Origin of the sequence: Pseudomonas sp. LS44 (genome assembly GCF_024730785.1) — a bacterium.
GTDB lineage: Bacteria > Pseudomonadota > Gammaproteobacteria > Pseudomonadales > Pseudomonadaceae > Aquipseudomonas.
Map to the genome: position 1 here is coordinate 1,985,331 of NZ_CP102830.1, position 14,935 is coordinate 2,000,265.

Annotated in this window: 10 protein-coding genes and 3 tRNA genes; 11 read left to right on the top strand and 2 right to left on the bottom strand. The window is 55.6% G+C overall.

Features of this window, described 5'->3' with window-relative positions:
- The first annotated feature begins 20 nt into the window (after positions 1-20).
- Positions 21-1,688: a glutamine--tRNA ligase/YqeY domain fusion protein gene (locus tag NVV93_RS08885; RefSeq protein WP_258254073.1), complete on the top strand. Its 1,668-nt coding sequence runs from the start codon at positions 21-23 to the stop codon at positions 1,686-1,688.
- Positions 1,689-3,074 carry a cysteine--tRNA ligase gene (cysS, locus tag NVV93_RS08890; RefSeq protein ID WP_258254074.1) on the top strand — a complete coding sequence of 462 codons (1,386 nt, stop codon included), beginning with the start codon at positions 1,689-1,691 and terminating at the stop codon, positions 3,072-3,074.
- Positions 3,075-3,133: 59 nt separating this feature from the next.
- Here the strand turns inward: cysS and folD are convergent, their stop codons facing one another.
- Positions 3,134-3,988 carry a bifunctional methylenetetrahydrofolate dehydrogenase/methenyltetrahydrofolate cyclohydrolase FolD gene (gene folD, locus NVV93_RS08895; RefSeq protein ID WP_258254075.1) on the bottom strand — a complete coding sequence of 285 codons (855 nt, stop codon included), beginning with the start codon at positions 3,986-3,988 and terminating at the stop codon, positions 3,134-3,136.
- A 275-nt stretch (positions 3,989-4,263) separates the two neighbouring features.
- On the opposite strand from folD, the gene NVV93_RS08900 reads away from it, so the two are divergent.
- From NVV93_RS08900 to NVV93_RS08940, 9 genes are all read left to right on the top strand, one after another.
- Positions 4,264-4,340: transfer RNA gene (locus tag NVV93_RS08900), tRNA-Arg, on the top strand.
- A 36-nt stretch (positions 4,341-4,376) separates the two neighbouring features.
- A tRNA-His gene (locus tag NVV93_RS08905) sits at positions 4,377-4,452 on the top strand.
- A gap of 50 nt (positions 4,453-4,502) precedes the next feature.
- Positions 4,503-4,587, top strand: a tRNA-Leu gene (locus tag NVV93_RS08910).
- 134 nt (positions 4,588-4,721) lie between these two features.
- Entirely contained in the window at positions 4,722-6,032 is a 1,311-nt protein-coding gene (gene tig, locus NVV93_RS08915; protein ID WP_258254076.1) for a trigger factor, read from the top strand.
- An 89-nt stretch (positions 6,033-6,121) separates the two neighbouring features.
- On the top strand, positions 6,122-6,763 hold the full coding sequence (gene clpP, locus NVV93_RS08920) for an ATP-dependent Clp endopeptidase proteolytic subunit ClpP (protein WP_258254077.1): 642 nt from the start codon (positions 6,122-6,124) through the stop codon (positions 6,761-6,763).
- Between the two features lie 106 nt (positions 6,764-6,869).
- Positions 6,870-8,150 carry an ATP-dependent Clp protease ATP-binding subunit ClpX gene (gene clpX / locus NVV93_RS08925; protein ID WP_258254078.1) on the top strand — a complete coding sequence of 427 codons (1,281 nt, stop codon included), beginning with the start codon at positions 6,870-6,872 and terminating at the stop codon, positions 8,148-8,150.
- A gap of 141 nt (positions 8,151-8,291) precedes the next feature.
- Positions 8,292-10,688, top strand: coding sequence for an endopeptidase La (gene lon / locus NVV93_RS08930; RefSeq protein WP_258254079.1), 2,397 nt, complete (start codon positions 8,292-8,294; stop codon positions 10,686-10,688).
- Between the two features lie 134 nt (positions 10,689-10,822).
- The gene (gene hupB, locus NVV93_RS08935) at positions 10,823-11,095 is read left to right on the top strand and encodes a nucleoid-associated protein HU-beta (RefSeq protein WP_003239952.1); all 273 of its coding nucleotides are present in this window, start codon (positions 10,823-10,825) and stop codon (positions 11,093-11,095) included.
- A 196-nt stretch (positions 11,096-11,291) separates the two neighbouring features.
- Positions 11,292-13,166 carry a SurA N-terminal domain-containing protein gene (locus NVV93_RS08940; RefSeq protein ID WP_258254080.1) on the top strand — a complete coding sequence of 625 codons (1,875 nt, stop codon included), beginning with the start codon at positions 11,292-11,294 and terminating at the stop codon, positions 13,164-13,166.
- 146 nt (positions 13,167-13,312) lie between these two features.
- Here NVV93_RS08940 and NVV93_RS08945 read toward each other — a convergent pair whose 3' ends face one another.
- On the bottom strand, positions 13,313-14,935 hold the full coding sequence (locus tag NVV93_RS08945) for an ABC transporter ATP-binding protein (protein WP_258254081.1): 1,623 nt from the start codon (positions 14,933-14,935) through the stop codon (positions 13,313-13,315).

Genomic DNA, 14,935 nt, shown 5'->3' on the forward strand with positions numbered 1-14,935 from the left:
CCAGCATTATCAAGGACATCATGAGCAAGCCAGAGACTCCCGCCGCAGCAAACTTTCTCCGCCAGATCGTCCAGGCCGACCTTGAGGCCGGCAAGCATGCGAAGGTCATTACACGCTTCCCGCCGGAGCCCAATGGCTACCTGCATATCGGTCATGCCAAATCGATCTGCCTGAACTTCGGTCTGGCCAAGGAGTTTGGCGGCGATTGCCATCTGCGTTTTGACGACACCAATCCGGCCAAGGAAGACCAGGAGTACATCGACGCCATCGAGGCCGATGTGAAATGGCTGGGCTTTGAGTGGGCGGGTTCGGTGCGGTATGCCTCCAATTACTTCGACCAGCTCCATGACTGGGCTGTCGAGCTGATCAAGGCCGGCAAGGCCTATGTGGATGACCTGTCGCCGGAGCAAGCCCGTGAGTACCGCGGCAGTCTGACCGAGCCAGGCAAAAACAGTCCGTTCCGCGAGCGCAGCGTGGAGGAGAGTCTGGACCTGTTCGCGCGCATGAAAGCGGGAGAGTTCCCGGATGGTGTTCGGGCCCTGCGTGCGAAGATCGATATGGCCTCGCCGAACATGAACCTGCGCGACCCGATCCTTTACCGCATCCGCCATGCCCATCACCATCAGACCGGCAACAAGTGGTGCATCTATCCCAGCTATGACTTCACCCATGGTCAGTCGGATGCCATCGAAGGCATCACTCACTCGATCTGCACCCTGGAGTTCGAGGATCACCGCCCGCTCTACGAGTGGTTCCTTGAGCAGCTGCCGGTACCGGCGCAGCCGCGCCAGTACGAATTCGCCCGGCTGAACCTGAACTACACCATCACCAGCAAGCGCAAGCTCAAGCAGCTGGTCGACGAGAAACACGTCAATGGCTGGGACGACCCGCGCATGTCGACGCTGTCGGGTTTCCGTCGGCGCGGCTATACCCCGGCGTCGATCCGCAACTTCTGCGACATGATCGGCGTCAACCGTGCGGGCGGCGTTGTGGATGTGGGCATGCTCGAATTCACCATTCGTGAAGACTTGGACGCTAACGCCGCGCGCGCCATGTGCGTCCTCAAGCCGCTCAAGGTAGTCATCACCAATTACCCGGAAGATCGGGTCGAGCAGCTCGAGCTCTCCCGCCATCCCAAGCAAGATATGGGCATGCGGGTGTTGCCGTTCAGTCGTGAGATCTACATCGATGCGGGTGACTTTGAGGAAACTCCGCCGGCTGGCTACAAGCGCCTTATTCCTGGTGGCGAAGTGCGCCTGCGCGGTAGCTATGTGATTCGCGCCGATGAAGCGATCAAGGATGCCGCCGGCAATATCGTCGAGCTGCGCTGTTCCTATGATGAAGGCACGCTGGGCAAGAACCCCGAAGGCCGCAAGGTCAAAGGCGTGATTCATTGGGTGCCGGCTGCCGAAAGCGTGGAATGCGAAGTGCGCTTGTATGACCGCCTGTTCCGCTCCGCCAACCCGGAAAAGGCGGAGGAGGGCGCTAGCTTCCTCGACAACATCAATCCTGATTCGTTAGTAGTGCTCAAGGGCTGCCGAGCTGAACCGTCACTGGCCAGCGCTGCGGCAGAGGAGCGCTTTCAGTTTGAACGGGAAGGTTATTTCTGCGTCGACAGCAAAGATTCCAAGCCGGATGCCTTGGTGTTCAACCGCACCGTGACGCTGCGTGATTCCTGGGGTCAGTAAATGTCACTTTCCATCTACAACACCCTCAGTAAGACCAAGGACGTTTTCAAACCGCTGGTCGCCAATCAGGTGCGTATGTATGTGTGCGGCATGACCGTGTATGACTTCTGTCATATCGGCCATGCCCGGGTAATGGTGGCGTTCGACGTGGTGACGCGCTGGCTGCGGCATAGCGGGTTCGATGTCACCTACGTGCGGAACATTACCGACATCGACGACAAAATCATCAAGCGCGCCAATGAGAATGGCGAGCCATTCGAGGTGTTGGTCGAGCGCATGATTGCCGCCATGCATGAGGATGAGGCGCGTCTGTCGGTGCTGCGCCCGGACATCGAGCCGCGCGCCACCGGGCATATCGCCGGCATGCACGAGATGATCCAGGTCCTCATCGAGAAGGGCTTCGCCTATGCCCCTGGGAATGGCGATGTCTATTACCGCGTCGGCAAGTTCGTCGGTTACGGCAAACTGTCACGCAAAAAGATCGAAGACCTGAAAATCGGCGCGCGTATCGAAGTCGATGAGATCAAAGAGGATCCACTCGATTTCGTGCTCTGGAAAGGCGTAAAGCCGGGCGAGCCGAGTTGGGAGTCGCCTTGGGGCGCAGGTCGACCTGGCTGGCATATCGAATGTTCGGTGATGTCCACCTGCTGCCTGGGTGAAACCTTCGATATCCACGGCGGCGGCCCGGACCTGGTGTTTCCGCACCATGAGAACGAGATTGCGCAGAGCGAGGCGGCTACCGGCAAGCTCTACGCCAACGCCTGGATGCATGCCGGCGCCGTGCGCGTAGATGGCGAGAAGATGTCCAAGTCGTTGGGCAACTTCTTCACCATCCGTGAAGTGCTGGAGAAGTACCATCCGGAAGTGGTGCGCTACCTGTTGGTCTCTAGTCACTACCGTAGTCCTATCAACTATTCGGAAGACAGCCTGAAAGAGGCTAAGGGAGCGCTGGAGCGCTTCTATCACGCCCTGAAAGGCCTGCCGCAAGCGGCGCCGAGCGGTGGCGAGGGCTTCGTAGCGCGTTTCGCAGCGGCAATGGACGACGACTTCAATACCCCGGAAGCTTGCGCCGTGTTGTTTGAGTTGGCTCGTGAGGTTAATCGCCTGAGGGAGGCCGATCTGCATGCTGCCGCTGGTTTGGCTGCGCGACTACGGGAGCAGGCTGGCTTGCTCGGTGTACTGCAGCTGCAGCCGGACGAGTTTCTCAAGGCTGGCGCCCAAGGCAAGGTTGACGCCGTTGAAGTCGAAGCATTGATCGCGGCGCGCCTGCAGGCCCGTGCCGAGAAGAACTGGGCCGAGTCCGACCGCATCCGTGACCAGATCACTGCGCTTGGGGTGGTGCTGGAGGATGGTAAGGGTGGAACCAGCTGGCGGTTCGCAGAGTGATTGTGCTTCTTAAATAAAAAAGGCCGCTCGATGCGGCCTTTTTTATTTTGTTGGCGCTCTCAGGAATGCAGGTGCTCAGCGGCATGCAGGGTATTTTCCAGCAGGCACGCCCGCGTCATGGGGCCAACCCCACCAGGAACGGGTGTGATCCAGCCGGCGCGGGGTAGGGCGGTCTCATATACGACGTCACCGATCAATTTGCCGTTTTCCTGACGATTGATTCCGACATCAATGACGATTGCGCCTTCTTTGATCCATTCGCCTTTAACTAACCCAGGCTTGCCGGCTGCGACCACCACCAGGTCGGCATTTGCGACGTGAGTGGCCAGGTCGCGCGTGAATCGGTGGGTGACTGTGACTGTGCATCCACCTAGCAGCAGTTCTAGAGCCATTGGGCGACCGACAATATTCGAAGCGCCGACCACAACCGCATTCATGCCGTATAGATTGACGCCAGTGCTCGCAAGCAACGTCATGATGCCCTTTGGGGTGCATGGGCGCAGAAGCGGAATACGCTGAGCCAATCGGCCAATATTGTACGGATGGAAGCCGTCGACATCTTTATCTGGACGGATTCGCTCGAGCAGCAGCGAGGCGTCGAGGTGTTTGGGCAGCGGTAGCTGGACGAGAATGCCGTCGATTGCCGGGTCGTCGTTCAAGCGATCGATTAGCTCGCTTAAATCCTGTTGGCTGGTTGTAGACGGCAAGTCGTACGCCCGGGATATGAAGCCTACCTCTTCGCAGTCCTTACGCTTGTGCGCGACATAAACTTGAGAGGCGGGATCTGTGCCGACGAGAATCACTGCCAGGCCGGGAGCTCGCAAACCGTGGCGACGACGCTCAGCGACACGTTGAGCGATCTGCTGGCGAAGACTGGCGGCGATCGCTTTGCCGTCGATTAATTGTGCGGTCATGCGCGTGCTGAACCATCGAAAGGGAAAGAAAAAGGACGCGCATTCTCGCATGACCTGCGGGATGGGCAAAGGCAGCGCCCTGCCAATTCCCGTAACTCCTTTATCTCGCTGAATTTTTTACGTTTTACAGTTGACGCGGATAGATCACCCCATTAATATTCGCCCCGCTTGTCGAGCACAGCTAGCGCTGGGTTAGAAGGCAGGCGGATTGAAAGTTGATCCGCTAGTGCCAGAGCTTTTAATCTGTGCTTCGCGGTTGAGGTGCTGATGATTAAGTGCCCGTAGCTCAGCTGGATAGAGCATCCGCCTTCTAAGCGGATGGTCGCAGGTTCGAGTCCTGCCGGGTGCGCCATGAGGCTGCTTTGGCGGGTGCGATGTAAGTAAGATGGTGGGCGTAGCTCAGTTGGTAGAGCGCAGGATTGTGATTCCTGTTGTCGTGGGTTCGATTCCCATCGTCCACCCCATTTTTAAGGCGCCAGGTTCTCCGCCTGGCGTCTTGCTTTAGAAGATTTTTGCGGACGTGGTGAAATTGGTAGACACACCAGATTTAGGTTCTGGCGCCGCAAGGTGTGAGAGTTCGAGTCTCTCCGTCCGCACCATCTTTTAGTGCTTTCCCTCCCGTTTTTAACCCGCATTCTGTGGGGTGACTTCTTCGATTTGACCCACTAGAATGCATGCCCTTGATTCTGGGGCTGGAAACGGCCGGCTAACGTCTGTGCAACGAGGAATATCCATGCAAGTTTCTGTTGAAAATACTTCCGCTCTTGAGCGCCGCATGACAATCGGCGTTCCCGCCGAGCGTATCGAGACTGAAGTCAACAAGCGTCTGCAGCAGACTGCGCGCCGTGCAAAGATCCCAGGTTTCCGCCCGGGTAAAGTGCCGATGAGTGTCATCCGCCAGCGTTATGAGGATGCTGCGCGTCAAGAAGCTCTGGGTGATTTGATCCAGGCCACCTTCTACGAAGCCGTCGTTGAGCAGAAATTGAATCCGGCTGGTGCTCCGGCGGTCGAGCCGAAGACCTTCGAAAAAGGCAAGGATCTTGAATACATCGCCATCTTCGAAGTATTCCCTGAGTTCCAGGTTGGCGGTTTCGAGGCTATAGAAGTTGAGCGTCAGCAGGCTGAAGTAAGTGCTGCCGACGTCGACAACATGCTAGAAATCCTGCGCAAACAGAACACTCGCTTCGAGAGCGTTGAGCGTGCCGCGCAAAACGATGACCAGTTGAACATTGATTTCGTCGGCAAAGTCGACGGTGAAGTGTTTGCCGGTGGTTCTGCCAAAGGGACCCAGTTGGTACTTGGTTCTGGTCGGATGATTCCTGGGTTCGAAGAAGGGTTGGTCGGCGCTAAGGCTGGCGAAGAACGCGTCCTCAATCTGACTTTCCCGGCGGATTATCAGAATCTTGAGTTGGCCGGCAAGGCCGCTGAGTTTTCGGTGACAGTCAACAGCATTTCCGAGCCGAAGCTGCCGGAGTTGAATGATGACTTCTTCGCCCTGTTCGGTATCAAGGAAGGCGGTCTCGAAGGCTTCCGTGCTGAAGTCGGTAAGAACATGGAGCGTGAGTTGCGCCAGGCCATCAAGTCCAAGGTGAAGAACCAAGTGATGGACGGATTGGTCGCAGCCAACTCCATTGAGGTTCCGAAAGCCTTGATTGGTAACGAAGTCGACCGCCTTCGCGTTCAGGCTGTCCAGCAGTTCGGCGGCAATATCAAGCCGGATCAGCTTCCTGCCGAGCTGTTCGAAGAGCAGGCTAAGCGCCGAGTTGTGCTGGGTCTGATCGTGGCTGAGGTGGTTAAGCAGTTTGAGCTGAAGCCGGATGAAAATCGCGTTCGCGAGCTGATCCAAGAAATGGCTTCCGCCTATCAAGAGCCGGAGCAGGTTGTAGCCTGGTACTACAAAAACGACCAGCAGATGAACGAAGTGCGTTCGGTTGTGCTGGAAGAGCAAGTTGTAGATACTGTTCTGCAGAAGGCCAAAGTGACCGACAAGCAGGTCTCTTACGAAGAAGCGGTCAAGCCTGCGGATGCTCCGCAAGCGTCCTGATCCTCACCTCGTTCGAGCACCCCATAAGCCAGCCTTCGCGCTGGCTTATGCGTCTTTGAGACATGACTATTAGGGAGTGACCGTTGGACATGTCGCGTAATCTATTCATGCAGCAAATGCCCGAGATCCAAGCCGCTGGTGGCCTGGTGCCTATGGTGGTTGAGCAGTCGGCGCGCGGAGAGCGCGCTTATGACATTTATTCGCGCTTGTTGAAGGAGCGAGTCATTTTCTTGGTGGGCCAAGTCGAAGACTACATGGCTAATCTGGTAGTGGCTCAGCTGCTGTTCCTCGAAGCTGAGAATCCAGATAAAGACATTCATCTTTACATCAATTCTCCCGGTGGTTCAGTCACTGCGGGAATGTCTATTTATGACACCATGCAGTTTATCAAGCCTGACGTTTCCACCATCTGCATCGGGCAGGCATGCAGCATGGGTGCTTTGCTTCTAGCTGGTGGTGCCGCTAATAAGCGTTATTGCCTGCCGCATTCGCGGATGATGATTCACCAGCCACTGGGCGGCTTCCAGGGTCAGGCCTCTGATATCGAAATTCATGCTCGAGAAATTCTCACCATTCGCGAGCGCTTGAACAAGATTCTTGCTGACCACACCGGTCAGCCGATCGAGGTCATTGCCCGCGATACGGATCGAGACAATTTCATGAGTGGCGATGATGCCGTCAAATACGGTCTTATCGATCAGGTTCTCAACAAGCGCCAGCTTTCCGCCTAAGTGCTGCATTGTGTGGGTCACCGCAAGCTGACCCGCTGTGCGGGGTTGAAAACGCCCGCGTTTGCCTTCATCTTGTGTTTCAAGCCTACCGGATTGGATTGATCGAATGACTGACACCCGCAACGGCGAGGACAACGGCAAATTGCTTTATTGCTCCTTCTGCGGCAAAAGCCAGCATGAAGTGCGTAAATTGATTGCCGGGCCCTCGGTCTTTATCTGCGACGAGTGCGTCGACCTGTGTAACGACATCATCCGCGAGGAGGTGCAAGAAGCCCAGGCCGAGAGCAGTGCGCATAAGCTTCCCGCCCCGAAAGAAATCAGCAGTATCTTGGACCAATATGTCATCGGTCAGGAGCGCGCGAAAAAAATTCTGGCAGTAGCGGTATACAACCACTACAAGCGTCTAAATCATCGCGACAAGAAAGATGATGTCGAACTAGGCAAAAGCAATATTTTGCTGATTGGACCGACTGGCTCTGGTAAGACGTTATTGGCTGAAACACTAGCGCGCTTGCTGAATGTGCCATTCACAATTGCCGATGCGACGACTTTGACCGAAGCAGGTTATGTCGGTGAAGACGTTGAAAACATTATTCAGAAACTGCTGCAGAAATGTGATTACGATGTGGAAAAAGCCCAGATGGGTATCGTCTACATTGATGAAATCGATAAGATCTCTCGTAAATCCGATAATCCATCGATTACCCGCGATGTTTCGGGTGAAGGCGTCCAGCAAGCATTGTTGAAGCTGATAGAAGGCACGGTAGCGTCGGTTCCGCCTCAAGGTGGTCGGAAACATCCGCAGCAGGAATTCTTGCAGGTCGATACCCGCAATATTTTGTTTATTTGTGGCGGCGCATTTTCTGGGCTGGAAAAAGTCATTCACGGTCGTTCGACCAAGGGTGGTATTGGTTTTAATGCTGAGGTGCGCAGCACGGATTTGGGTAAAAAAGTTGGCGAATCCTTGCGCCAAGTCGAGCCTGACGACCTGGTCAAATTTGGGTTGATTCCAGAGTTTGTTGGACGTCTGCCTGTCATTGCTACTTTGGACGAGCTCGACGAGGCTGCATTGATGCAGATTCTCACCGAGCCGAAGAATGCGCTGACCAAGCAGTACGCCAAGTTATTTGAAATGGAAGGTGTGGACCTGGAGTTTCGTGCAGATGCTCTGCGCTCTGTCGCTCACAGAGCGCTAGAACGGAAGACTGGTGCCCGAGGTCTGCGCTCGATCCTGGAAGGAGTGCTTCTCGATACTATGTATGACATTCCCTCGCAATCGGATGTCAGCAAGGTAGTGATCGATGAGAGCGTGATTGCCGGAACCTCCAAGCCTTTGCTGATTTATGAGAATACCGATCAACCCGCAAAGGCTGCGCCTGAAGCGTAACACTAGCTACAAAACAAGGGGCCTGCGGGCCCCTTTGTTTTTCCAGCCGAAGCGCTTGTTTTTTCTTGGAGCTACCCCCATCTTAGGTCGAGGGGTACTCCCATCCGTTCACGGCCAGATGGCCGCCGTAGAGCCGAAATCATGAAGACTACAGTCGACTTGCCTCTTTTGCCGTTGCGCGATGTTGTAGTTTATCCGCACATGGTTATTCCACTTTTTGTTGGGCGTGAGAAATCCATAGAGGCATTGGAAGCTGCTATGACAGGAGATAAACAGATCCTGTTAGTCGCGCAGAAAAATCCAGCTGACGACGATCCTGCGGAGGATGCACTCTATCGCGTCGGTACCGTAGCGACGGTACTGCAACTGCTCAAATTGCCGGACGGCACCGTGAAGGTGCTTGTTGAAGGTGAGCAGCGGGGCAGCATCGAACAGTTCAAGACACTGGATGATCATTGCCGTGTCGAAGTCGCACTGATTGATGAGCAGGAAGCGGCTGAGCGTGAATCCGAAGTATTTACGCGCAGCCTGCTAAGTCAGTTCGAGCAATATGTGCAGTTGGGCAAGAAAGTGCCTGCTGAAGTGTTGTCTTCATTGAATAGCATCGATGAGCCTGGCCGATTGGTCGACACAATGGCTGCGCACATGGCCCTTCGAATCGAGCAGAAGCAGGAAATCCTCGAGATTACTGATCTTTCCGCTCGTGTGGAGCATGTGCTTGCTTTGCTGGATGCGGAAATTGACTTGCTCCAAGTCGAAAAACGCATTCGTGGACGCGTCAAAAAGCAGATGGAGCGTAGCCAGCGCGAGTACTACCTGAATGAGCAAATGAAGGCCATTCAGAAGGAGCTTGGCGATGGGGATGAGGGCCACAACGAACTCGAAGATCTAAAGAAGCGGATCGAAGACGCGGGCCTCACGAAGGAAGCCTACGGCAAGGCTCAAGCTGAGCTGAATAAGCTGAAGCAAATGTCGCCAATGTCAGCTGAAGCAACTGTGGTGCGTTCTTATATTGACTGGTTGGTCAATGTTCCATGGAAGGCGGAAAGTAAGGTCCGTTTGGATCTGGCCAAGGCCGAAGAAATCCTCGATGCCGACCACTACGGTCTAGAAGAGGTCAAGGAGCGGATCCTTGAGTACCTCGCTGTGCAGAAACGGGTCAAGAAGGTAAAAGGTCCTGTTCTGTGTCTAGTGGGTCCTCCCGGCGTCGGGAAGACTTCGTTGGCCGAATCGATTGCCCATGCCACCAATCGAAAATTCGTGCGTATGGCGCTGGGTGGCGTGCGGGACGAGGCTGAAATTCGTGGCCACCGTCGTACCTACATTGGCTCTATGCCTGGTCGTTTGATTCAAAAAATGACCAAGGTTGGCGTTCGCAACCCGCTCTTCCTGCTCGATGAAATCGACAAAATGGGCCAGGACATGCGTGGCGATCCAGCCTCGGCACTGCTGGAAGTGCTCGATCCTGAACAGAATCACAACTTCAACGATCATTATCTGGAAGTTGACTACGACCTGTCGGATGTAATGTTCCTGTGTACTGCGAACTCCATGAATATCCCGGCCCCGTTGCTGGATCGCATGGAAGTGATCCGTCTGCCTGGTTATACCGAAGACGAGAAAATTAACATTGCTGTTAAGTACCTCGCGCCGAAGCAAACTCAGGCTAATGGCTTGAAGAAAGGCGAGTTGGAGTTCGATGCTGACACCATTCGCGACATCATTCGCTACTACACGCGAGAGGCCGGAGTACGTGGTTTGGAGCGGCAACTCGCGAAGATTTGCCGCAAGGCGGTTAAAGAGTATGTCCGTGAAAAGCGCCTGAAGCTTCGGGTTACACCTGAATCCTTGGAGCATTTCCTTGGGGTCAAGAAATTCCGCTATGGGTTGGCCGAGCAACAGGACCAGATCGGACAAGTCACTGGGTTGGCGTGGACGCAAGTCGGTGGGGAGTTGTTGACCATCGAAGCGGCTGTCGTACCCGGCAAAGGTCAGTTGATCAAAACCGGCTCGCTTGGTGACGTGATGGTCGAATCGATCACCGCCGCATTAACCGTAGTACGCAGTCGGGCGAAAAGTCTGGGGGTAGCCGCGGATTTTTACGAGAAGCGTGACATTCATATCCACATGCCCGAAGGGGCCACTCCGAAAGATGGTCCTAGTGCAGGGGTGGGCATGTGCACCGCTCTGGTCTCCGCGCTCACCCAGATACCGGTACGGGCGGATGTTGCCATGACTGGCGAGATCACGCTGCGTGGTCAAGTGCTGGCGATCGGTGGCCTCAAGGAGAAGCTGCTGGCAGCGCACCGGGGCGGAATCAAGACGGTGATCATTCCTGAAGAGAACGTGCGCGACCTAAAAGAAATTCCAGAGAATATTAAGCAAGACCTGCAGATTAAACCGGTCAAATGGATTGACGAGGTCCTGCAAATTGCGCTGCAATACGCCCCGGAGCCCTTGCCCGATGCGGCTCCTGAGATGGTTGCAAAGGATGACAAGCGCGAGACTGATTCCAAGGAGCGAATCAGCACGCATTAGCCGGGGGGCTTTCTTGACACATTTTTAAAGCCCTTGTTATAAAGCGGCTCTTCTTGTGTCGGCAGGCCACTCTGCACCCGCTTTGCTTACACCCAAAATTAAGAAACAACTCAACAGAAATAAGGGGACTTAGAGTGAACAAGTCGGAACTGATTGATGCTATCGCCGCATCTGCTGATATCCCGAAAGCTGTCGCTGGCCGTGCGCTGGATGCAGTAATCGAATCCGTCACTGGCGCTCTGAAAGCCGGTGACTCGGTAGTGCTGGTTGGCTTTGGTACCTTTGCTGTTAAAGAGCGCGCTGCTCGTACTGGCCGCAACCCGCAGACTGGTAAGCCGATCAGCATCGCTGCCGCCAAGATCCCGGGCTTCAAAGCTGGTAAAGCCCTGAAAGACGCCGTTAACTAAGCGTCCTTCGAGGCTTACCTCTGTCAATTCAAGCCATGGGCTTCAGTTGGCAGCGGAGCGGCAGTTCAGACGGTTAATTCCGGCCGGCCGCCCCGCCAGTTACGAGAAGGCGCATCCTCGGATGCGCCTTTCTTATATCCGGATTCTACCCACGCTCCACGGCCGTTAATTCAGTACGGTCGTTTCTGGGGGACGCATGCTGCAGAACATCAGGGACAATTCACAAGGCTGGATTGCCAAAACCATCATCGGTGTCATCGTTGCATTGATGGCATTCACCGGTGTTGATGCAATTTTCAACGCCACCAGCGACACGCAAAATGCCGCGAAGGTCAATGGCGAGGAAATCAGTCAAAACGAGCTCGGCCAGGCCGTGGACATGCAGCGCCGTCAACTCATGCAGCGCTTGGGTAAAGATTTCGACGCGGCACGGCTAGATGACAAGCTGCTGCGCGAAGCGGCATTGAAAGGGCTTATTGAGCGCAGCCTGCTGCTTCAAAGTGCGAAGGATGCGAACTTTGCTTTTTCCCAGCCGGCCCTGGATCAAGTGATTTTGCAAACCCCGGAATTCCTGGTGGATGGAAAATTCAGCGCTGAGCGATTCGATCAAGTCATTCGCCAGATGGGTTATACCCGGTTGCAGTTCCGTCAAATGCTTGAACAGGAAATGCTGATCGGTCAATTGCGAGCTGGTCTTTCTGGTAGCAGTTTCGTCACAGCTGAAGAAGTCCAGGCTTTTGCCCGTCTAGAAAAACAGACGCGTGATTTTGCGACCCTTACTCTGAAAGCCGACCCCGGCTCGCTCAAGCTTTCTGAGGAAGAAGTCAAAGCTTATTATGATGAGCACGCTGGCGAGTTCATGAGCACCGAGCAAGTGGTGCTTGATTATGTCGAACTGAAGAAAGAAGCCTTCTTCGACAAGGTCAGCGTCAAGGATGAGGATCTCCAGGCGCTTTACCAGAAAGAGATCGCCAATCTGGCTGAGCAGCGCGATGCGGCTCATATCCTCATTGAAGTGAATGACAAAGTTAACGAAGCACAAGCCAAGGCCAAGATCGAAGACGTGCAGAAGCTCCTAAGCCAGGGCGAGAATTTTGCAGCCCTGGCCAAGAAGTTTTCCGAGGACCCAGGCTCGGCCAGCAATGGTGGCGACCTCGGTTACGCCGGTCCCGGTGTCTACGATCCTGAATTCGAGAAGACCCTGTACGCCTTGAAGAAGGATGAAGTCTCGGCGCCGGTGCGCACTGCGTACGGTTGGCACCTGGTCAAGCTGCTCGGCGTTCAGGCGCCGGAAGTACCGAGCTTCGCTAGCGTCAAGGACAAGCTCAGCCGTGAGCTGAAAACCCAGCAGGTCGAACAGCGTTTCGTCGAAGCTAGCAAGAGCTTGGAGGATGCTGCTTTTGAGGCGTCGGACCTGGAACAGCCCGCGCAAGATCAGGGCCTAAAGGTACAGCGAAGCGCTCCGTTCGGGCGTGAGGGTGGAGAGGGGTTGGCTGCCAACCGCGAAGTCGTCCAGGCGGCCTTCAGTCCCGAAGTGCTGGAAGATGGTGCCAATAGTGGCGCTATCGAACTGGATGCTGACACTGTGATCGTGCTGCGGGTCAAAGATCATAAGAAGCCTGAGCAATTGCCGCTGGCGGAGGTCGCCGACGGTATTCGCCAGCGTTTGAGCGTGGAGCGGGCCAGCGCGGCTGTGCAGGCCAACGGCAAGGCGTTGTTGGTTGACCTACGCGCCGGCAAGACTCCTGTTGCCCAAGCGCATGAAGGGAAGAACTGGCAGCTGGTGGAAGCGGCTACTCGTAGTCAAGAAGGTATTGATCCACTGATCCTTCAGGCGCTGTTCCGCATGCCTAAACCTGAGACGGCTGACAAGCCGAGCTTCACCGGCGTCACGCTGGCTAATGGTGATTTCGTGGTGGTGCAACTCAAGGGTGTGAGTGAGCCTGAGGGTGAACTGACAGCGGAGGAAAAAGAGATGTACCACCGCTTCCTGGCATCCCGTGCTGGTCAGCAGGATTTCGCAGCTTTCCGGAATAAATTGGAAACTCAGGCGAAAATCGAGCGGTTCTAAACACCGGCTCGTTAAATAAAAAGGCCGCTTCCGAAGCGGCCTTTTTATTGTCTTTGTTTCAGTCGCCGATGTCTGAGACGGTCGACAGCTTGCTCGCGACAGCCACGACCAGGGTGCGTTTACCGATGCGAAGCCATGTGCTGCTCCTACTGTTCCTGACTATTCATTTGCGGTGCCGGTGTCATGAAGGCTGCTTCGAGCAACTGCTGGGTATAGGGATGCTGTGGGGCGGCGAAAATATCGTCCGCAGCGCCCTGTTCCACGACTTGGCCCTGCTTGACCACCATCAATTGGTGGCTAAGCGCTTTGATCACCGCCAAGTCATGGCTGATGAACAGATAAGTCAGGTTGTATTTGCTCTGTAGTGAACGCAATAGTTCCACCACTTGGCGTTGCACGGTGCGGTCGAGTGCGGAAGTCGGTTCGTCCAGGAGGATCAGTTCCGGTTTGAGCACCAAGGCTCGGGCAATGGCGATACGTTGGCGTTGGCCACCGGAAAACTCATGGGGATAACGGTGGCGGGTATCTGGGTCCAGCCCGACCTCCAGCAGTGCATCGATGATTGCCTGCTCCTGCTCTGCTGCACTGCCAATCTTATGGATATCCAGTCCTTCGCCAACGATTTGTCCAACCGACATGCGCGGACTGAGGCTGCCGTAAGGGTCTTGAAACACCACCTGCATCTGCCGGCGCAAGGGGCGCACATCGTGTTGCGATAGGCCGTTCAGCGATTGGCCGTGAAAGCGTATTGAGCCCTGACTCTCCAGCAGGCGCAGAATCGCCAGGCCCAATGTGGATTTGCCTGAACCGCTTTCGCCGACGATTCCCAAGGTCTGGCCTTGAGGCAAGCTGAAGTTGATGCCATTTACCGCTTTCACATAATCGACGGTGCGGCGCAGCAGGCCCTTCTTGATCGGAAACCATACGCGCACATCATCGACTTCCAGCAGTGGCGCTCCAGCCGGGTTGCTGACGGGGCCGCCGCTGGGCTCGGCGCCGAGCAATTCGCGGGTATAGGCATGCTGCGGTGCATTAAACAGGTCCTCACACAACGCTTGTTCGACCACTTGTCCGCGCCACATGACGCACACCCGATGGGCAATTCTTCTCACCAGATTGAGATCGTGACTGATGAGCAGCAGCGACATGCCCAAGCGTTGTTGCAGGTCCTTGAGCAGATCGAGGATTTTCAGCTGCACGGTGACGTCGAGGGCGGTGGTTGGTTCGTCGGCGATCAGTAGTTCCGGCTCGTTGGCCAGGGCCATGGCGATCATCACCCGCTGCCGCTGGCCGCCGGATAGTTCGTGAGGAAAGGCCTTCAGACGCTTGTGCGGCTCGGGTATGCCAACCAACTCGAGGAGTTCCAATGTGCGTCGAGTGGCGGCTTTGCCACTCAGCCCTTTGTGCAGGGCAAGCACTTCGCCGATCTGGCGCTCGATGCTGTGCAACGGGTTCAGCGAGGTCATCGGTTCCTGGAAGACCATGGCAATTCGGTTGCCGCGAATGCCCTGCAGCTTGGCCTGTGAGGTGGTCAGCAGATCCTGCCCCGCGTAATGAATAACGCCGGTCGGATGGTGGGCGTGCGGGTAGGGCAATAGGCGCAGGATCGAGTTGGCGGTCACTGATTTACCGGAGCCGCTTTCGCCGACGATGGCGAGGGTCTCGCCGCGGCGGATGTCGAAACTAACGCCGTCGACGACCCGCTGTACGCGATTATCCGAGATGAACTCGACGGAGAGGTCGCGCACTTCGATGAGGTTTTCGCTCAT

What these genes read in the sequence shown, in the direction of transcription:
- NVV93_RS08885 (WP_258254073.1), top strand. Translation starts at nt 21, where the DNA reads ATGAGCAAGCCAGAGACTCCCGCCGCAGCAAACTTTCTCCGCCAGATC.
- cysS (WP_258254074.1), top strand. Translation starts at nt 1,689, where the DNA reads ATGTCACTTTCCATCTACAACACCCTCAGTAAGACCAAGGACGTTTTC.
- folD (WP_258254075.1), bottom strand. Translation starts at nt 3,988, where the DNA reads ATGACCGCACAATTAATCGACGGCAAAGCGATCGCCGCCAGTCTTCGC.
- tig (WP_258254076.1), top strand. Translation starts at nt 4,722, where the DNA reads ATGCAAGTTTCTGTTGAAAATACTTCCGCTCTTGAGCGCCGCATGACA.
- clpP (WP_258254077.1), top strand. Translation starts at nt 6,122, where the DNA reads ATGTCGCGTAATCTATTCATGCAGCAAATGCCCGAGATCCAAGCCGCT.
- clpX (WP_258254078.1), top strand. Translation starts at nt 6,870, where the DNA reads ATGACTGACACCCGCAACGGCGAGGACAACGGCAAATTGCTTTATTGC.
- lon (WP_258254079.1), top strand. Translation starts at nt 8,292, where the DNA reads ATGAAGACTACAGTCGACTTGCCTCTTTTGCCGTTGCGCGATGTTGTA.
- NVV93_RS08940 (WP_258254080.1), top strand. Translation starts at nt 11,292, where the DNA reads ATGCTGCAGAACATCAGGGACAATTCACAAGGCTGGATTGCCAAAACC.
- NVV93_RS08945 (WP_258254081.1), bottom strand. Translation starts at nt 14,935, where the DNA reads ATGAGCGAAAACCTCATCGAAGTGCGCGACCTCTCCGTCGAGTTCATC.